11 protein-coding genes are annotated in these 20,142 nt (G+C 49.1%); 2 read left to right on the top strand and 9 right to left on the bottom strand.

Annotated features, from left to right (window positions below):
- Window positions 1-71 precede the first annotated feature (71 nt).
- The 3 genes from xerD to JQN73_RS13585 form a co-directional block, all read right to left on the bottom strand.
- The gene (gene xerD, locus JQN73_RS13595) at window positions 72-1,004 is read right to left on the bottom strand and encodes a site-specific tyrosine recombinase XerD (protein WP_205319421.1); all 933 of its coding nucleotides are present in this window, start codon (window positions 1,002-1,004) and stop codon (window positions 72-74) included.
- Window positions 1,001-1,531 carry a methylated-DNA--[protein]-cysteine S-methyltransferase gene (locus JQN73_RS13590; protein ID WP_205319420.1) on the bottom strand — a complete coding sequence of 177 codons (531 nt, stop codon included), beginning with the start codon at window positions 1,529-1,531 and terminating at the stop codon, window positions 1,001-1,003. Before JQN73_RS13590 ends, xerD begins: the two co-directional genes overlap by 4 nt.
- Before the next feature lie 699 nt (window positions 1,532-2,230).
- Entirely contained in the window at window positions 2,231-3,238 is a 1,008-nt protein-coding gene (locus JQN73_RS13585) for a TRAP transporter substrate-binding protein (RefSeq protein ID WP_205323362.1), read from the bottom strand.
- 373 nt (window positions 3,239-3,611) lie between these two features.
- On the opposite strand from JQN73_RS13585, the gene JQN73_RS13580 reads away from it, so the two are divergent.
- Both JQN73_RS13580 and JQN73_RS13575 read left to right on the top strand, forming a co-directional pair.
- Window positions 3,612-5,621 carry a PAS domain S-box protein gene (locus JQN73_RS13580; protein ID WP_205319419.1) on the top strand — a complete coding sequence of 670 codons (2,010 nt, stop codon included), beginning with the start codon at window positions 3,612-3,614 and terminating at the stop codon, window positions 5,619-5,621.
- A gap of 225 nt (window positions 5,622-5,846) precedes the next feature.
- Window positions 5,847-6,518, top strand: coding sequence for a response regulator transcription factor (locus JQN73_RS13575; RefSeq protein WP_205319418.1), 672 nt, complete (start codon window positions 5,847-5,849; stop codon window positions 6,516-6,518).
- A 97-nt stretch (window positions 6,519-6,615) separates the two neighbouring features.
- On the opposite strand, the gene JQN73_RS13570 is transcribed toward JQN73_RS13575, so the two are convergent.
- The 6 genes from JQN73_RS13570 to JQN73_RS13545 all read right to left on the bottom strand — a co-directional run bounded on the left by JQN73_RS13570 (window position 6,616) and on the right by JQN73_RS13545 (window position 19,683).
- Window positions 6,616-12,735, bottom strand: a complete 6,120-nt coding sequence (locus JQN73_RS13570) for a calcium-binding protein (protein ID WP_205319417.1) — start codon at window positions 12,733-12,735, stop codon at window positions 6,616-6,618.
- Between the two features lie 17 nt (window positions 12,736-12,752).
- Window positions 12,753-13,223: a hypothetical protein gene (locus JQN73_RS13565; RefSeq protein ID WP_205319416.1), complete on the bottom strand. Its 471-nt coding sequence runs from the start codon at window positions 13,221-13,223 to the stop codon at window positions 12,753-12,755.
- Between the two features lie 46 nt (window positions 13,224-13,269).
- Complete coding sequence (locus tag JQN73_RS13560) at window positions 13,270-14,748, bottom strand: hypothetical protein (protein WP_205319415.1); 1,479 nt, start codon at window positions 14,746-14,748, stop codon at window positions 13,270-13,272.
- A gap of 260 nt (window positions 14,749-15,008) precedes the next feature.
- A complete protein-coding gene (locus JQN73_RS13555) occupies window positions 15,009-15,314 on the bottom strand; it encodes a hypothetical protein (protein WP_205319414.1) in 306 nt (101 codons plus the stop codon).
- Between the two features lie 548 nt (window positions 15,315-15,862).
- Window positions 15,863-17,383, bottom strand: a complete 1,521-nt coding sequence (locus tag JQN73_RS13550) for an HlyD family type I secretion periplasmic adaptor subunit (RefSeq protein ID WP_205319413.1) — start codon at window positions 17,381-17,383, stop codon at window positions 15,863-15,865.
- Window positions 17,383-19,683 (bottom strand): peptidase domain-containing ABC transporter, encoded by a 2,301-nt coding sequence (locus tag JQN73_RS13545; RefSeq protein ID WP_240162261.1) that lies wholly within the window; start codon window positions 19,681-19,683, stop codon window positions 17,383-17,385. Before JQN73_RS13545 ends, JQN73_RS13550 begins: the two co-directional genes overlap by 1 nt.
- Between the last annotated feature and the right edge of the window lie 459 nt (window positions 19,684-20,142).

Raw genomic sequence — 20,142 nt, 5'->3', positions numbered from 1 at the left:
TTGCTATTACACCGCCTACACCAGCCAGCAGCATGGCTGACCAGCATTTCCCCGGTGCAATTCAAGTCACCTCAACGACCTCTTGGATGATGTTCTGAATGCAATTTTTTTAAGCGCTCGCGGGCAACATGCGTATAGATCTGGGTCGTGGAAATATCGGAGTGGCCCAGCAAAAGTTGTACTACACGTAAATCTGCGCCGTGATTCAGTAAATGCGTGGCAAACGCGTGACGCAGCGTGTGCGGGGATAAAGGCGCATTGATTTCAGCCAGCCCTGCATATTTTTTGATTAATATCCAAAACATCTGGCGCGACATAGGGCCGCCGTGTGCGGTGATAAACAAGGCGTCATTGACCTGCCCTCTCAGGATTGCAGGTCGAGCGAACGCAAGATAACGGACGATCCAGCTGCGGGCCTCCTCGCCAAACGGTACCAGGCGGGTTTTATCTCCCTTTCCGGTAATCCGCAAAACGCCTTCGTCCATGCCAACTTCAATCGATTTCAACAGCACTAACTCGGACACACGCAATCCGCTGGCATACATCAACTCCAGCATGGTGCGATCACGCAAGCCTAAATAGGTGTCCACATTGGGTGCCGCCAGCAGCGTCTCGACTTGCGATTCTGATAAAACATTAACATTACGCGGCGGTGTTTTAGCCATCCGTAAATGCTGGCAAGGGTCGATTACAATTCGTTTTTGGCGCAGGGCCCAATAATAAAACCGTTTAAACACCGCAAGACGCCGATTCGACGAGGTGATTTTGCTGTCGGCTTTAAACGCGAAATAAGCGATAAGGTCGTTGACCGACACTTCGAGCAGCGGGAGTTGCCGGTCGGCCTGCAACCATAAAGCAAACAAGCACATGTCGCGTCGATAGGCTTCCAGGGTATTTTTTGATAAACCGTACTCTAACCATAAGTTATCGCAAAATTCGTCAATAGCTGCTTGATTGTCCGCGTTAAGGCGCGGCTTGACATCGACCACAAGGTTGTTTTTCACAGATTGACAACTCCTTCATGGGTTAGTAACCAGCGTTTTACGCCGACATGAAAGCCATCGACGGCGTCCTCATGCGAGAACCCGCCAAGGCCGCCCGCAGCGGTGACGCGATGACACGGGATCACCAGCGGAAACCAATTAGCGCCACAGGCTTGCCCTACTGCGCGAGGTGCTGATTGCACCAGCCGCGCGACCTCGCCATAGGTCAACACGTCGCCACGTGGAATCGCGGCGATCTGAGCCCATACCTTACGCTGAAAGAGGGTTCCGACGGTTTCCAGCGGCAAATTGAATCGAAACTCGGGGTTACGCAAATAGCCAATAATTTGTTCCGCGGCCCGTTCCGTCAATGCATCAATCGGTGCTTTCTCCGCAAATGTCTTCGGAAGATACACCAACTCCCGCAATGTACCGGCATCGGTACGGATACCCACTGCACCAAATGGTGCCTTGACGATGCCAGAAAAGAGTGCGGAAGCCCCCAAACTGGCGAACTGCGGCGTTGAGCTCTGAAAGCTATCTTTCATGCGCTTGCCTCATCATCGAAAGAGAAATTTATTGGTCGAGGAAATCACGCGACCAGACTGAAGATTGAGGCTGCCTGCGTTTAATTGTACCCGTAAAAATAAAAAAGGCGCATCTGACGATGCGCCCCAAATACTTCTCTATACGTTCCCGGCCGTTTAAACAGCTTCATTTGAAACGCATTGTCTCCTCAGTATCCCCGGTATCGATACCGTTTTTATGCACCACCACCTATAACTAAATATTCATTACCCTTGACTCTCCTGTCGCCGCCGCTGTGTCGCGATCACCGTACAAAAGAGACATTCGGAATTTGCGACTTGACCAACAACAGAATGCTACTTTTTCCTGCTGCGCACCCTTTTGGGGCTAAAGCGCGAAATTCAATGGGTGACGAACTCTAACAGGAGTTCACTAATTTTTACAAATAATTTAATGAATCAATGTGCTTGATTTAGATAGTTTTAGCCTAAATCCGCTTTGCAACCAGGGTTTTTATTGATTAAATGTTAATTGAGAAACATTAGCAAAAAAAACTTGTCAGTAACTATCAGGACTTACTTGATGTTGTCAAAAATTCCCCTAAATTAGCGACATTTACGTGAATTTCAACCGGTTATCCAGAATTTGGAAAAAAATCGGAAAATTCTGATTAACTTTTCCAGATCAGCAATTTTACTAACTAAAGTGTTGCGTAGTTACTAATTTACATCAGTGGAGGCCGATTCTTTTTTGACTGCATTAATAAGATCCTTCCCAATTCTGCCTTCCATTTGCGTTTGAACTGGCAATAGCGCTGAGCGCCATTCTCTGTTTTCCTTAGCGTTGAGATAGTGGATAGCGGTTTTTCCCGTTTTTTGCATCGCCACCAGCGCCGCCGCATTTTCTGCCTGTGCTCTAACATTGCCGTATTTTGTTGCTTCCGCCATCGCCTGCCTTAAAGCGGCGCGGACGTCCCAGGGCAAGCTCTCCCAGAACTTTTTATTGACGATAACCGCATAGCCCAGATACCCATGATTTGAGACGGTAATATTTTTCTGGACCTCGTACATTTTTTGCGTGTACAAGTTTGACGGGGGATTTTCAGTGCCGTCGACGACGCCGGTCTTCAAAGCCTGCACCACGTCTGAAAAAGCCAGTGTCTGCGGATTAGCCCCCAGCGCGCGCATCTGGACATCCAGGACTTTCGAGGATTGAATCCGCATTTTCAGCATGTTGAAGTCAGCTGGTACACGCAACGGTTTATTAGCTGACATTACCTTGAAACCGTTATCCCAATAAGCAAGGCCGAGGATGCCTTTAGATTCCAGCTTGTTAAATAACTTTTCCCCAATCGGGCCTTGCGTAACCCTATGCACAGCCTGCAAGTTAGAAAAAATATAGGGTAAATCAAAGACTTCAAACTCCTTCATTCCCAGCGGTCCGAATTTTGCCAGCGAAGGGGCCAGCATCTGAACAGCACCTAGCTGCAGCGCTTCAAGTTCCTCTTTGTCTTTATACAATACGCTGTTCGCATATAATTCGATCCTTACCCGTCCGTTGGTTGCCTTTTCTGCCAGCTCCTTGAAACGTTGCGCCGCTTCACCTTTGGGCGCGTCACTGGCAACCACGTGGCTGAATTTAATGACAATCGGCTCCTGCGCCAAGGCGTTGCCATTCATCGAGAATGCGGCACTAATCAATGCTGTCCCCAACGCCACCGTTCGCATTAGCCCGCCGCGCAATGTTTTTTGTCTCATACTTACCCCAAATGATCGACGGTCTGAATAGTTGCCGAAGGGTTGGCGAATTATTTTCCGAGTTCGCCGAAGTCTGCACAAGGCGCAGCGGAGCCACAAGTGTGGATAACCGCAGTCCGTTTTCTGATCGATAAAACAGCCTGAATATCGCAGTTTTGTGGAAAAATAAGGTGAACCCTGATTGTCACTTTACCGGCTGAAATCAAAAATGATCTGAAAATCATCTACAACTGGCCGCAAACAGGTTGTCAACTGCACCAGGAAGTTATCGGATTGCCGCGCCACGCATTCTGCTTGTCAGAAACCACCCCCAACAACGCGTTTTAGCTGTCATTATTCCCTTATGCCAAACCCACTATATAAGCGTTTGTCGAACTTACCCGCAGCGGGGCCACAGCGCACCTGGCGCTGGCTGATACCAATTTTTCTGGTCTTGCTATTTTTGGCTGTTCTCATTTGGTTGCCTTGGCAATCGCGCCAAATGGAAGCCAATGACCGGCAAGACCAATTGATCGCCGATACGCTGTGGGTTGAACAAGCCATCACTTTTCAACTCAATCGCGATGACGAAAGCGTACGCCTGATCGCTGACGAGATCATCAAACATCATCTGTCGGTTACGCAATTTCCCGATCGTCTCCAGCCGCTTTTAAAAAATAGCCGCGAATTGCGCGGAATTGCGTGGCTGAATGCAGAAGATCGGGTGATCGCAGCGACCGACGGCTTGCAAAGCACCAACGCGGACTATGTAGCGCACGCAAAAAAGTCCGCAACACTCGTACGTGACGCCAGAATTCCACAATACACGCCGCCTTATAAGCTAATCGATACCGCTAATGCGATGTATATCGATTACAGCGTTCCCTTGTTTGCTGACCAGCAATATCTCGGCAGTCTGGTGAGCACCTACTCCGTCAGCGGCATTCTCGATGAGCTGGTGCCGTGGTGGTTTGCGCAAGATAACGAGATTTCTCTCACCGACGTGGACGAGGTCACCATCGCCAAACGCGCTTCTGGCGGTCGCGGCCATGACGTGTACACGCATCGTCGGCCCATCGATCTGCCGGGGTTATCACTAATACTCCGAACCAACAGCGTCAAAAGCGCGCCGCAATTTCTTCCCAATTTATTAGTCGGATCGGTTATCGCCTTATCTCTCGGACTGGTGTGGAGTTTGTTGGCGCTATGGCGAGACATTCACCGCCGACTAGCCGCAGAAAACGCGTTGCGCCAGGAAGTCGTCTTTCGCACGGCGATGGAAAATTCGCTCGTCACCGGCTTGCGCGCCCGCGATCTGAAAGGCCGCGTCACCTACGTTAACCCGGCATTCTGCGCGATGGTGGGCCTCAGTACGGATCAGCTGGTCGGCAGACTCCCGCCGATGCCCTACTGGGCACCGGAAGCACTGGACGAATTTCAGGAACGTTTTACTAAAGTGCTGGAAGGCGAGGCAACGCCACAGTTCGAAACCATCTTTATGCGTGGAAATGGGGAGCGGTTTCCAGTCATGGTGTTCGAATCAGCGCTGGTCGATGCGCAGGGCCAGCAAACAGGATGGATGGGATCAATACTGGATATTTCAGAACCGCGCCGCGCCGAAGAATTGAACCGGAAGCAGCAAGAGAAACTGGAGTCCAGCGCCCGTCTCGCTAGTATGGGGGAAATCGCCTCCACGCTCGCGCACGAATTAAACCAGCCGCTTGCCGCCATTTCCAGTTATACGACCGGTGCAATTAATATGCTGCAGGCCGGCACCATCAATACATCGCAATTAAAATTGGCCCTGGGGAAAGTCAACACGCAAGCGCAACGCGCCGGGCAAATCATCCGCAGCGTGCACGAGTTCGTCAAAAACCGCGATCCAATCCGCGAACCGCTCGCCGTCCGCACGCTGGTCGACAACATCATGCCGCTGGTCGAGTTACAAGCGCAGTCCTCGCAAGTGAATGTCCGGGTCGAGATTGCACCCGCATTGCCATGGATATCCGCCGACAGAATGATGCTGGAGCAAGTCCTGCTCAATTTAACCCGCAATGCCATCGAATCAATGTCAGATAACATTTCCACCCGCCGCATCCTGCACATCAAAGCCGTATCAGCCGATCTGGACACAGAATCGCCCCAGGTTGTGATCTCAGTCATCGACCAGGGCCATGGTATTCCGGCCGAGGTGGCGGCACGTTTGTTTTCCCCCTTTTACTCAACCAAAGCCCACGGCATGGGGATGGGCCTTAAAATTTGCCGCACCGCCATTGAATTCCATGGCGGCACGCTCAATTTCACCGACAACGAAGGTGGCGGTAGCATCTTCCAGTTTTCGCTCCCGGCCAATTTTTCGCATAGTCAGCGATGAACATTTAAAGAGCGGCGATGCTGTATTCTTTTTTCCCTATCAATAGTTAACATATCCTGTTGCACGTTCCGCCTAAAAAGCTTTGAGAGATGTTTTCGGATATAAAGTGAAAAAGACGCTAGGTTCGGGACCTGAAACTTGAATTGCGTATCGATACACGATACTGTGAGGCAAGACGGAGCTCTGGCTATTTTGCGTAAATCCGAAAATAACGAATAGATTACTATGCTGCATATCATTGACGACGAAGAAGTAATCCGCGACGCCTTAAGCTGGCTCGCGCAATCACGCGCCATTCCCGCCCTGAGTTATTCCAGCGCGCAACATTTTCTGGCATCACTTGATATCGCCACCAACGAAGCCGCCGCAACTGAAAAGTCAACCAATGCTGCGGCTGCGATCGGCACTGCGAGTTCCGGTTTGCATAAAAGTGACGCCCAGACCGCCGAAGGCGATTGCCTGTTAGTTGACGTTCGAATGCCTGGCATGAGCGGCGTTGCGTTATTCGACATATTGACTGCAAAAAAACTCACGCAACGTTATCCAATCATCTTTTTGACCGGCCACGGCGATGTTCCCATGGCAGTCGATACCCTCAAGCGCGGCGCATTCGATTTTTTCGAAAAGCCGTTCAATGACAATAAATTGATGGACCGGGTACAAGAAGCTCTGTTCTCTTCACGCGCAGCCATTGCACGAAGCGTCATTGACGCCCGCCTCGCCAACCTATCCATCCGAGAACGGGCAGTATTAGACCTGATACTCATCGGAAAAATGAACAAAGTCATCGCCGACCAGCTTGGCATCAGCATGCGCACAGTGGAAGTCCACCGCGCCCATATTTTTGACAAAATGCATGTGAAGACCGCGGTCGAATTAGCGCGACTGTTGAACTAAACGGTGGTTTACTGATTGCCGATTGGTGTCCACGGTACGCGGTACCCCGCCGAGGTCCATCATCCGCCGATGACTGGCGGTCGGCCAGCAAAAAATCCTAACCCCGCCGATGATGATCAACGACACCGAAATCAGGCGTCGCTAACATTGCTGTAGCTGGCGTCACCGGACTACCCGCGCCCTGACTATTCCTGGCATAGTGACTCACCAGATCCCCACCAAGGGCAGCAGCATCGCTACTCTTCAGATGTAAATCCAGCAACACCGCCGACAAAGCCCACTTATCCATGCCCCGCGGCGTTTCACGCGCCGGATCAAACTGGAGCGCAGCGCCACCAAGCCGGGATGGCCCGGAGTTCTTATCATGAAGTTTATCCGGCGACGCAGAATTAACGTCCCCCGCGTTTTCACTGTCCACCGTCGAGGCTGGGTCGAGCCGAAAAGGCGTTTTAGTGAACCAATTCTCAACGGTGTTTTTATATCGGGCCGCAGCAAGCTCTGCCTTGTCGCCTGATTTACCAAAAACCAGTTCAACGCAGCGAACCCGCTCCTCCTGCGTCAGTGTGTCCTTTGTGTGACCGGCACCATCCACGGGATTGCGTTGATCGCCGCCTTGCAGAGCTTTATTTGAGGCACGAGCACTAGTTCGCTCGATAGGGTCATGGCCGTAGTAATACCCCTCCGTCGAATCGACGTAGATTGATTCCCTAGCAAGCGGCGCGCTTAGCGTGCGTGCGCTGTCTAACGGTTCAATTGGATACGCAGATACCAATTGGCTACCGGTTAATGTCTTGCCGTCGGCGAATTGAAACTGATTGATTTGATAGTTCGCGCTAGAAAAATAGTTGCTAATCGTGATGCTGTCGCCGTTGCCGTAGTCGATGATCAGGTTGCTATTGACGCGTCGTAATCCATCCAATGCATCGGAATTCACGTCTGTGAATTTGATTACGTCAATGCGACCGCCGCCACGGAAATCAGTGCCATAATCGTAGTTGTCGATCGTATCGCATCCGTCGCCGCGACTAAAGATGTAGGTATCGCTGCCAGTACCACCATTTAGTTTGTCCTCACCCTTTCCGCCGGTTAAGATGTCGTTGCCATCGGTCCCGCTTAACGTATCGCTTCCTTCCCCGCCGTCCAACACGTCGTTCCCACTTCCCCCGCTTAATTTATCATTTCCCCTCCCCCCCGACAAAAAATCGTTGCCGACATTTCCGCAGAGGGTATCGTTACCAGCACCACCATCGATAGTGTCATCACCCCCATTGCCGGAAATAACATCATCGCCCGTATCGGCATAAATAGTTTCCGATGCATTGGTAAAACTATAGTTACCCTCACCTATCAGTACAATTGGATAAACCGATAGTAATTGGGTTCCGGTCAATAACTTGCCATCGGCGAACTGAAACTGATTGATTTGATAGTTATAGCTATAAAAATTATTGATCGTGACGCTGTCCCCGTTTCCGTAATCTATGATCAGGCCGTCCTTGACCCGCCGCAGACCGTTTAAAGCATCAGAATTGACATCCCTAAAGACGATCACATCGGCAAGACCGGTAACGTAATCATAGTTATTGATCGTATCATTACCATCACCGACACTAAATCGGTAGATATCTTTACCACCACCGCCAATTAGCTTGTCGTCGCCTTTACCGCCATTAAGGATATCGTTGTCGCCGCCTCCAATTAACGTATCGTTTCCTTCTCCGCCGTCCAGCACGTCATCGCCGGAGCCACCATCAAGCCAGTCATTGCCCTCCCCACCGTCCAGCAAGTCGTCATCCGAGCCACCGTCCAGCTTGTCGTTGCCAATTCCGCCAAACAATTTATCGTTACCCCAATCACCATCCAGCGTGTCGTCGCCCGCACCGCCGTAGATCACATCATCACCGCCATAGCCGGAAATGACGTCTTCGCCCATACCGGCACGGATAGTTTCGGATGCATTCGTAAAATTCTTCTTGCCGTCATCTGTCAGCACAATCGGATATGCCGCCAACAACTGTATGCCATTCCACGTCTTGCCATCAGCAAACTGAAACTGATTGATTTGATAGTGATAGATATAAAAGTTATTGATCTTGATGCTATCTCCGTTGCCGTAATCTATGATCAGGTCGTCCTTTACCCGCCGCAAGCCGTTTAAAGCATCGGAATTGACATCCGTAAAAACGATCACATCGTTACGACCGGTAAGGTAATCATAGTTATTGATCGAGTCATTTCCATCTCCGACACTAAACCGATAAACATCTTTACCTTCACCGCCAATCAGCCTATCGTCGCCTTTGCCACCGTCCAAAATATCATTACCATAATCCCCGCTGAGCGTATCGTTTCCTTTACCGCCGTTCAGGACATCATTGCCAGTTCCGCCCTCAAGCCGATCACTTCCATCTCCGCCATCCAGCACATCGTTACCTTCGCCACCCAACAATACATCGTCACCAGCAGCACCATCGATCACATCGTCACCGGCATACCCACTAATATAATCGTTACCGGCACCGGCATGGATCGTTTCTGAAGCGCCTGTAAAACTGGCGCTATCCGCACCGTCCGTGAGCACAATCGGATATGCCGCCAACAACTGTATGCCATTCCACGTCTTGCCATCAGCAAACTGAAACTGATCGATTTGATAGTGATAGATATAAAAGTTATTGATCTTGATGCTATCTCCGTTGCCGTAATCTATGATCAGGTCGTCCTTGACCCGCCGCAAGCCGTTTAAAGCATCGGAATTGACATCCGTAAAAACGATCACATCGTTACGACCGGTAAGGTAATCATAGTTATTGATCGAGTCATTTCCATCTCCGACACTAAACCGATAAACATCTTTACCTTCACCGCCAATCAGCCTATCGTCGCCTTTGCCACCGTCCAAAATATCATTACCATAATCCCCGCTGAGCGTATCGTTTCCTTTACCGCCGTTCAGGACATCATTGCCAGTTCCGCCCTCAAGCCGATCACTTCCATCTCCGCCATCCAGCACATCGTTACCTTCGCCACCCAACAATACATCGTCACCAGCAGCACCATCGATCACATCGTCACCGGCATACCCACTAATATAATCGTTACCGGCACCGGCATGGATCGTTTCTGAAGCGCCTGTAAAACTGGCGCTATCCGCACCGTCCGTGAGCACAATCGGATATGCCGCCAACAACTGTATGCCATTCCACGTCTTGCCATCAGCAAACTGAAACTGATCGATTTGATAGTGATAGATATAAAAGTTATTGATCTTGATGCTATCTCCGTTGCCGTAATCTATGATCAGGTCGTCCTTTACCCGCCGCAAACCGTTTAAAGCATCGGAATTGACATCCGTAAAAACGATCACATCGTTACGACCGGTAAGGTAATCATAGTTATTGATCGAGTCATTTCCATCTCCGACACTAAACCGATAAACATCTTTACCTTCACCGCCAATCAGCCTATCGTCGCCTTTGCCACCGTCCAAAATATCATTACCATAATCCCCGCTGAGCGTATCGTTTCCTTTACCGCCGTTCAGGACATCATTGCCAGTTCCGCCCTCAAGCCGATCACTTCCATCTCCGCCATCCAGCACATCGTTACCTTCGCCACCCAACAATACATCGTCACCAGCAGCACCATCGATCACATCGTCGCCGGCATACCCACTAATATAATCGTTACCGGCACCGGCATGGATCGTTTCTGGAGCGCCTGTAAAACTGGCGCTATCCGCACCGTCCGTGAGCACAATCGGATATGCCGCCAACAACTCTATGCCATTCCACGTCTTGCCATCAGCAAACTGAAACTGATTGATTTGATAGTGATAGATATAAAAGTTATTGATCTTGATGCTATCTCCGTTGCCGTAATCTATGATCAGGTCGTCCTTGACCCGCCGCAAACCGTTTAAAGCATCGGAATTGACATCCGTAAAAACGATCACATCGTTACGACCGGTAAGGTAATCATAGTTATTGATCGAGTCATTTCCATCTCCGACACTAAACCGATAAACATCTTTACCTTCACCGCCAACCAGCATATCGTCGCCTTTGCCACCGTCCAAAATATCATTACCATAATCCCCGCTGAGCGTATCGTTTCCTTCACCGCCGCTCAGGACATCATTGCCCGTTCCACCCTCAAGCGTATCGTCACCTTTGCCACCGGTCAGAATGTCGCTTCCAGCGCCGCCGCTTAACGTATCGTTGCCAGCGCCACCTAGTAAAGTGTCATTATCTTCCCCACCGTTGAGGCGATCGTCACCAGCATTACCACTTAGCGTGTCATCGCCCTCACCGCCGTTTAACGTATCGTCACCCCGTCCTCCTAGCATGACATCGTTACCCGCGTAGCCATCCAAAGTATCGTTTCCAGAGCCGCCGATAATCAGATCGCTTTTTTGTGTTCCCTTTTTATTTAGTGCAAGCTTTAATTCAGCAAACAGCTTTTGTAATTCGGGTGACGCATCCGATGCAGATAGCCCCCTCCCAATCAACTCAGCTCCAATCCAGTTAAAATCATGCATCGCACTTCCGGCTGCCCGATTAAAATCGATCAAATCGTACAACCCCTTTATGCCATCCGCCGCAATCGCTGCCTTGAAGTGTTTTTCCAGCGCACCATAATCCAGATGCATCCCATCGGCATCCACCTTCAATTCAATCTGATCAATCAACGATTTAAACCGTGTCTGCAACAATAACGAACCGTAGATCGATTCCTGCAATGCGTCATAAGCTTGATTGAGACTGTTTACCTGTTCGGGATATAAACTAATCGTGATAGTCCCAGGCTGACCATTTTTGCCTTCGACCATCTTGAAGCCGTTGTAACCCATGCCGGTCAGGTTCTGCATCGAAAAATAATATTGCCCGTTAAACGCTTCCAGAATATGCAGCTTCTTTTCCCACGCGGCAACGATGGCGCGACCGGCGGCGTCGTCGGTGATGACCTGACCGCCTAACGATTTCCAGATCACGGTGTAAGCACTGCCAGCGCGTTCTTGCAGGGTTTTAGTCATGCCGGATGTGTCGGCCCAATCGGACAGCATTTGATCCAGCAAGCCGCGCTGTTCTTCTCGTGTGGTGGCGGCGCTGTAGTGTGCCAAGACGTCTTGCAGTGATGTCGACAAGCTGGCGGCTTCGCGCAGGTCGCGCACTTTGCCTGCACCTTGCATATCGGGCAGGTCTTTGACGTTATCGGCAATCACGACTTCATCAGTAAACTCCCGATGGAAGGCGTCTTCCTCAAAATTTACGTCACCCATATTGCCGCTGCTACCATCGGTTTTTGTGTACGTACCTTGGTCGGCTAACTGGTTACCATTGGCGAGTGTTTGGTTATGTGATTTTTTGTTGACGTTGAGGCTGGCGATGCCGAGTTGGTCGAGTGTGAATAATTCATTGGCTTGAGATATGCCATCCTGATTGAGATCACGCCAGACTTTGAGCTGGTTCCAGTTGGCGTCGTTTTTATCGATCTTGCCATCGTGGTTGGAATCCAGATCAGCCAGCGCACCGAAACCATCGCTGGCGGTGTGGCCTTTGTCGAGCTGGGTGGAATTGCCGAAGAGTTCCGTTCCGTTATCGATCACGCCGTTGCCGTTGCGGTCCATGACGAGCAAGCCATCGTCAGCGCCGACCCAGCCTGTCGCGGTTTTAATACCGTCGTTGTTGTTGTCGAAGTAGACGTTGTTTTTGCTGCCCACGGTTTCGATGCCGTCGCCGTCGAGGTCCAGGACTAAGGGGTCGTAGCGGTAGGTGCGGGAGTGGGTGAAACGGTCATTGATTTCTTGGCCTAGTTTATTGAATTTGTCGAATGCCTCTTCGTAATATTTTGATCCCCAATAACCTCCAGCCACACCTGCTGCGACTCCTAAGGGTATTGCAATCACTCCTAAACCCACCACAGTTGCAAGCGCCCCAAGTCCAATAGCTGCTGCCTCGCCAATCGCAACACCAGCGCCCAAAGAACCGACAAGTTTTACCTGGCTTGTTAAATCACCACCAATAGAATTTCTTAATGTGTCCAAAACGGTATCAGAAACAGTTTTGGCATCGTCGCCTGTTTGGACAATTTTTCCTAAATGCTCAACTACAGGAAGGGAGTCCTTTCCCATTCCCTTCGCAATGGCTTTGATCGCCGCAGGCGAACCGTCAATAATCAGAATACCGGATTTAGTAACAATGTACGCAATACTCATTTCACACCTCAGCTAATTTATTTTGATTGATAATCTATTTTTTTTATGTATCCTATACATATCGCGACTGTAGAAACCCAGAAAGCAGATAAGAAAAGAACTTCACAAAAAAGGTAAAAAATATTACTTTCAGTTAATAACTGTAATCTACTTGGATTAAGACTTTGCTTTCCGGGTATATTCATAACAAGTAATAGAAAAATAAATATCCAAGTCCATATGGCATTACTAAAATGTCCTTTTTCGTGAATTTTTTTTCTTAACTCATTAAATCTTGATAAGCTTATGTAATTTTTTTTATAAATAAAAAAAATAGGGAAAATAGCCCCTAAAAATACAAGTAATACTGAATAAAGTATTTCTATAGGAAACCATGATTCTGGACCTCGAATAAAAAATGCAATATAAAAAACGTTGCAAAATGCCAGAAAAATGCATAGTCCTCCTATTAATAAAAGTACTCTGGACATGATATTTTTTATGTCCATAAAATGGCCTCACGATATTCCATATTTACTTCATGACTAGGCCTAATCACGCTGCAACCTTGTTTATTTCGGCTCTTTGGTTTTGTCCACCTCGCGGTTCAATTAACAGGCGCTCATTAAACAATTTGCTTAACACCAGAGCTCGTTGCGCGCTTCGTTCGTATTGATGCAGCGTGTTTCGAATAGCGTCAAAACTATCCAGATGCATCCCATCGGCATCCACCTTCAATTCAATCTGATCAATCAACGACTTAAACCGTGTCTGCAATAACAGCGAACCGTAGATCGATTCCTGCAATGCGTCATAAGCTTGATTGAGGCTATTTACCTGTTCGGGATATAAACTAATCGTGATAGTCCCCGGCTGACCATTTTTGCCTTCGACCATCTTGAAGCCGTTGTAACCCATGCCGGTCAGGTTATGCATCGCAAAATAATATTGCCCGTTAAACGCTTCCAGAATATGTAGCTTCTTTTCCCATGCGGCAACGATGGCGCGACCGGCAGCGTCGTTGGTGATGACCTGACCGCCCAGCGATTTCCAGATCACGGTATAAGCACTGCCAGCGCGTTCTTGCAGGGTTTTGGTCATGCCGGATGTGTCGGCCCAATCGGACAGCAGTTGATCCAGCAAACCGCGTTGCTCTTCACGTGCGGTGGCGGCGCTGTAGTGTGCCAAAACGTCTTGCAGTGATGTCGAAGAGCTGGCGGCTTCGCGCAGGTCGCGCACTTTGCCTGCGCCTTGCATATCGGGCAGGTCTTTGACGTTATCGGCAATCACGACTTCATCAGTAAACTCCCGATGGAAGGCGTCTTCCTCAAAATTCACGTCACCCATATTACCGGCGCTGCCGTCGGTTTTTGTATACGTTCCCTCGTCGGCTAACTGGTTACCATTGGCGAGTGTTTGGTTGTGGGATTTTTTGTTGACGTTGAGGCTGGCGATGCCGAGTTGGTCCAGTGTGAATAATTCATTGGCTTGAGAAATGCCATCCTGATTGAGATCACGCCAGACTTTGAGCTGGTTCCAGTTCGCGTCGTTTTTATCGATCTTGCCATCGTGGTTGGAATCCAGATCAGCCAGCGCACCGAAACCATCGCTGGCGGTGTGGCCGTTGTCGAGCTGGGTGGAATTGCCGAAGAGTTCCGTTCCGTTATCGATCACGCCGTTGCCGTTGCGGTCCATGACGAGCAAGCCATCGTCAGCGCCGACCCAGCCTGTCGCGGTTTTAATACCGTCGTTGTTGTTGTCGAAGTAGACGTTGTTTTTGCTGCCGACAGTTTCGATGCCGTCGCCGTCTAGGTCGAGGACTAGCGGATCGTAGCGGTAGGTGCGAGAGTGGGTGAAGAAATCACGGGCGGCTTCGTCTGGGTGAAGTTCATCGTACAATTTACCACCTAGATTTTGTTTATTCGCCCAATCAATAGCTTGATCGACGAGATATGCGGCTGCGGCCCCGCCCCCAAAAGCGCGCCCAACGTTGGTAAGCCTCTGAGCAACTAGAGGATCAGAAATTAACCCCATACGTAAAAGTACTTTTCCCAGGCCACTGGGATCTTTACCTAAAAGCCTAATTGCTTGATCCAAGCCTGAAACGGCAAACTTTCTGCCAAATTCGGCTAACGTTCCAGCAACATATGCAGCGGAGACAGCAGTAATTTGAGCAAGTGATTGCGCTACTCCTGCTGTGTCCCCCTTTTCATATCGATCAACGAGACGGCTTATACTTTTACTAATTGCATGAGTAGCGGCTTGCTTACGAGTAATTACAGTGGAGTCCATGTTTAATCTTTATAAGAAATATTTTTTATGTAAATTACCGTATTTGCGATAACGGCAGAAGTGCACCATGCACTTATCAAACTAAACAATATAAACAACCGACCTTGCGTTAATGGCCAATCTGGAGAGAGGAATTTAATTTCATTCAATTTAAGATAAAGAGCTATTACAACCAAGAAAAATATCCAATTATCTTTTAGAAATTTTTTCATATTGACTTGATTTCTATACGCCGTTTTATCAAATGAAATTTCACGAATAACTATTAACAAAGAAAAAACCGCAACATTAATTATAGAAAATGACATGTACAAATTTTCTATAAAAAATTCTAAATGTGTTAAGCCCCAAAAATATTTGAATGCTCTTATACAAAGACAAACATATACATCGGGAAAAACTGTAACAATTAATATGAAAAAAAATTCGAATATCAGATATATCAATATAATCCCTCATTGCGATGCCACCGACAAAAATATAAAAATATAAAAATTACTATCACCATCAAAAAACATCAAATTTTTGATGCCCATAAACCGCCTCCCAATACGTTTCATTTGCTTCGTTATGAGCCTTAGTCATGCCGCGATTCAGACCGCTGTACACGCTGTCGCATTCGTTCTCTTTATTATTTTATTTTTAATTATTTCCAATTTTACAAATTGAAACTTCAAATTAATACAAGATCATTCTCGAACTGACGCAGAAAATTCTATAAAAAAAACCCGCCCACAGATAATTCTGATTGCAGCATTCAGTTCAAAAATATATAAATTTTTGGCTGTTTTTAATACATATTTTTTAAACGATAAAGTTACCGTCACTCCGTTTTTTATCACTTTAACGGCCATTTTTATCTTTCCCGTCCCGCCTCTTGTAAGGCTTTCTGCACAGGCGACAACAGGTACTCAAATACCGTCCGTTTGCCTTGATGAATTTCTGCGATAACTTGCATGCCGGCGGTCATTTGCAATCGATTTCCCTGGGGATCGATCAATATCTGGTGGGCTAGCTTTATGCGCGCTTTGTAGGTTGAAGTGGCGGCGTTGCTGTCATCGCCGTTTGCGTCACCCGATGTACCGTCGGCATTGGCGTTGCTTTTTTCCCGGTCCGATGCATCCGCGCTGAGGCGGGTGACTGCGCCGGTTAACATGCCGTATTTCTGGAACGGATAGGCGGCGAGTTTGATTTGTGCGGTTTGACCGATCTGGACGAAGCCGACGTCTTCATTTTTTACCGAGACATCGGCATACAACTGCTCATGCTGCGGAACAAGGGTCATGACGACGGTGCCGGGTTGCACTACCGCACCGATCGTGGTGGTCGCAAGATCGTTGATCACGCCAGCTTGGGGAGCGCGCAACTCCATCAGACCTTGCTTGTAAATTGATTTGTCCAGATTGGGTTGCAACTGGGCGAGTCTGGCGTGGACGTCAGCGCGTTCGGTTTGCAGGTCGGCGCGGTAGGTGTGGCCTAACTGGGTGATCCGTTGTTCTTGCGCTGCGATTGTGGCGGCGAGTGAGGCCACGATGGATTGTTGTGCATCCAGATCACGGGCTTTCTCGATGGCGTCGCGCTGCTTTTCATCGGCGGCCAGCGCGGTGACGAACCCTTCTTTTTTGAGCTTGGCGTAGGCTGTTGCGCTACGCTGATAAATGGGGAGTGTTTGCTGCAATTTATTGAATACTTGCAAGGCACTGAGGTGATCATGACGGGCTTTGATGACTAATGATTTTTCCTGTTCCAGACTGCCGAGGAATGCTTGTTTGTGCGCCATAAACTGGCGCCTCACCTGGGCGTATAACTGTGGGTCTTCTCCGTCTTTAGGCAGCATCGTTTGGTCGGCCAGTTCGGCATCGATACGACGCATCTGCATGCGCTGAATGGCAATATCCATGCTGAAGCCAGCCTGGTCGGCGTTTGCGAGCGTGGTGTCTAGCTGGGCTAATAACTGTCCCGCCTTGACGCTGTCACCTTCATTAACCAATAATTGCTTAACGATGCCAGCTTCTGCTGGTTGCACAATCTTGACCAGTGTTTGTGGAACGAGCTTGCCTTCCGCTGTGGCAATTATGTCGAGTTTGCCGAACGCTGTCCATGCGATCAATATCAGGATAAGGATCGAGACTGTCCACAGGACCAGCCGCTTGATTTGACTCGGCGCTTCGGCTTCGATCAGGCGCAACGGATCTTGCCAACGATCGGATGAACGCAAAGCGACGATGTGCGCTGCGTCAAATATCTCTGACTGGTCCGACTGGCCCGATCTATTCGAGAGAGGCGACTTATCAGCCGGGGAAGTATTTCCTCCGGGATTCGCGCTGGCATCGGGAATGGCATCGGTATTTGCATCGTGTTCTGAGAACGATGACATTATTCGACCTCTTCTGTTGGAGGAAATGCAGGATTGCCGAGAGAAGTGTTTTCTGATTGTGAGGAAACCAGTTTCACACCATCGGGCGTGAGGCGAAATACGGCATCGACTTCAAGGCCTTTGGGTAAGCCGTGCGTGATGAAAAGCATCGTCACTTTCCCTTTTAGGGTATTGATGGTCTTGGCGAATTGTTCCCCAGTAGCGGCATCCAGAGCGCTAGTGGCCTCGTCGAAGATGAGGATGGTCGGGCTTTTTAATAAGGCGCGGGCGATGGCGATGCGTTGTTTTTGACCGCCCGACAAGCCGGCACCACGCTCGCCAATTTCGGTCTGATAACCTTGCGGCAAGGCTTCGATCACGGTGTGTATTTCTGCCATTTTGCAAGAGCCGGTGATCTGCTCAAAGCTGGCGTTAGGGCTCGCCATCCGCAGGTTCTCGTAGATGGTTCCGGAAAAGAGCGTCGTTTCCTGTGGAACGACACCGAAATAACTGCGTAGTTCGTTGGAAGAAAGATAGCGGATATCGACGCCGTCGATCAAAATTCGACCAGTGCAGGGTTGATAGAAGCCTTGCAATAATTTGGCAAACGTGCTTTTGCCACAACCGGATGGCCCCATGATGCCGATGGTTTGACCAGGGCGAATTGTGAGGGAAACGTTCTCATAGACGAGTGGCAGATGATCGGCGTATCGAAAAGCGATTTCGCTGATCTCGATGTCGCCACGGCGCTCTGTGTCGCGTGCGGGGATGAGTGAATAGGGCTCGATGGGTGCATTCATGAGATCACCTAGGCGAGCTACCGATAAGCTTGCTTGCTGGAATTGCTGCCATAGGCCAACCAGCCGTAACATCGGTTGCGATAATTTACCGGCAAACATCTGGAATGCGACCAACATCCCGATGGTGAATTCTTTCGAATGCATTACGGTATAAGCACCGATACCGAGGACTAGCAGACTGAGTAGTTGTTCTAAAAAATTTGCGGTGGTGTTGTAGGTGTTAGCGAGTTGTTTGGTGGAGAAACCCGCCTGCAGATAGCTGGCCAGATAGCCGCTATATTTACTGTTGAGTTGTGGTTCCAGTTGCAGCGATTTAACGGTTTCTAAACCCGAGACATATTCAGTCAAAAACGCTTGATTACGCGCCCCAAGTTGAAACTGCTTTTGCAGGCGTGCTTGAAACATCGGCGCCACAATCAAACTTAAACCGATGATTAATAATAAAATCGCGAGCACAATCAAGGTTAAGGTGGCGCTGTAATGAAACATGATGGCGACAAAAATAAACAGAAACGGCAAATCCAGAATCAACGAGACGGCTGCGCCAGCGATGAACTCGCGGATGGTTTCAACGCCGTGCAGCCGCGCTGCAATGACGCCGGTGGGACGATGCTGAAAATACAATGGCGGCAATTTGAACAGACGTTCGAATACGGATGAACCCAATACTGCGTCGACCCGATTGCCGGTATGCAGCACCAGATATTGTCGCAACCAAGATAAAACAGCGGAGAACAGCATAAAAATTGCCATCCCTATGGCAATCACAATCAGCGTACTTTCGGTGCGATGCACCACTACTTTGTCGATAATGGTTTGCGTGAACAGCGGCGTTGCCAGCGCGACTAACTGGATCACCAGCGATGCCAGCAACACTTCTTGCCATATTTTTTTATGCTTTAATAGTTCTGGGATAAACCAGCTGAAGCCGAAGGCGTGCCTTCGGCGTGCTTCGGCCTCGCTGTCGATATCCCTGCCAAGGTCTGCTTTTACGCTAATAGGGGTGAGATAGCCGCAATACCGCAGTGAAAACTCTGCCAGCGATAGCGTGTTGGTTGAAATGCTCCCTTTTTCTAATACCACGATGCCGCTGGCGTTGGCCTTCAAAAGAAGCGCTGGCGTGACTTCCGCCATTTCTGGCGACACTGAAGTAATCTTGTCTGCGATCACATTTGGCGTCACGTGTGTCGCCAGGAAGGCAAGCTCGGTCGATTTGCCAGCCTCATCTGATGGTGCAGGGTCGCGCAGTAACGGATCGCGCCGCGCGGCGGCCCCCATTAACGCGGGCGGCGTCAACCACACTACCGCAGGAAACGACTCTTCATGCAGCTGGGCGATACTACGGCGCCTTAATCCAGTATCGAACCCGTACGAGGTCACAGCGCTGATCATTGAGCATACGGTATACGGCGCTGCCAATTGCTGCATCGCCAAAGCCATGGAGAACGGTTTGTTGTGCAGAATACAGATGGCCTGTAACGCCCAAAAAAATGGCTTTGGATCGACTTTTTTATTGTACATAGGACGGCCTTCATTTTGAGGTTGCGGGTATTTTTACTATGCAATATTCGGTAGTGCGCAGTGTTTCGGCGCGCTCGCACGCAGCGGCCACACGCTCGTCTGTTGCGCCGAGCGTAGCTATTTCAAATCTAAGAGGTTGATGCGCGTTTTTTTGGTAGGCGATTGATGCCGATATCAGTCGTTCAACTATTATTGAAATGACTGTCTAGCCCTGATGGCTGGCGGTGGAGAGGAAGATACTTAAAAGTAGTCGGAGCTGGGACAAAAAAACGCTTAAAAAATCGCAAGGTCGCCGCTCCCTTAAAGGAGATTTTTCTTTTCACTTATTATTTTATTTTTAATTAAAAACTAATTTTACAAAGCGAAAAGGCAAATTGATACGAGACAATTCTTAAATATAGCCAAGAGATGTCTAAAAATGAGTTGGATTGATCCAGTCGATCTGAACCTGGGTTGAGG

The organism is Glaciimonas sp. PAMC28666, assembly GCF_016917355.1.
Taxonomy (GTDB): Bacteria; Pseudomonadota; Gammaproteobacteria; order Burkholderiales; family Burkholderiaceae_D; genus Glaciimonas.
Note: the sequence above shows the minus strand (reverse complement) of the source record. Positions and strands in the feature narration are given on the sequence as shown.

Coding starts and splice junctions, on each gene's coding strand:
- JQN73_RS13555 (WP_205319414.1), bottom strand. CDS start 15,314: ATGTCATTTTCTATAATTAATGTTGCGGTTTTTTCTTTGTTAATAGTT.
- JQN73_RS13585 (WP_205323362.1), bottom strand. CDS start 3,238: ATGCGAACGGTGGCGTTGGGGACAGCATTGATTAGTGCCGCATTCTCG.
- JQN73_RS13545 (WP_240162261.1), bottom strand. CDS start 19,683: ATGTACAATAAAAAAGTCGATCCAAAGCCATTTTTTTGGGCGTTACAG.
- JQN73_RS13580 (WP_205319419.1), top strand. CDS start 3,612: ATGCCAAACCCACTATATAAGCGTTTGTCGAACTTACCCGCAGCGGGG.
- JQN73_RS13560 (WP_205319415.1), bottom strand. CDS start 14,748: ATGGGGTTAATTTCTGATCCTCTAGTTGCTCAGAGGCTTACCAACGTT.
- JQN73_RS13565 (WP_205319416.1), bottom strand. CDS start 13,223: ATGGACATAAAAAATATCATGTCCAGAGTACTTTTATTAATAGGAGGA.
- JQN73_RS13570 (WP_205319417.1), bottom strand. CDS start 12,735: ATGAGTATTGCGTACATTGTTACTAAATCCGGTATTCTGATTATTGAC.
- JQN73_RS13550 (WP_205319413.1), bottom strand. CDS start 17,383: ATGTCATCGTTCTCAGAACACGATGCAAATACCGATGCCATTCCCGAT.
- JQN73_RS13575 (WP_205319418.1), top strand. CDS start 5,847: ATGCTGCATATCATTGACGACGAAGAAGTAATCCGCGACGCCTTAAGC.
- JQN73_RS13590 (WP_205319420.1), bottom strand. CDS start 1,531: ATGAAAGATAGCTTTCAGAGCTCAACGCCGCAGTTCGCCAGTTTGGGG.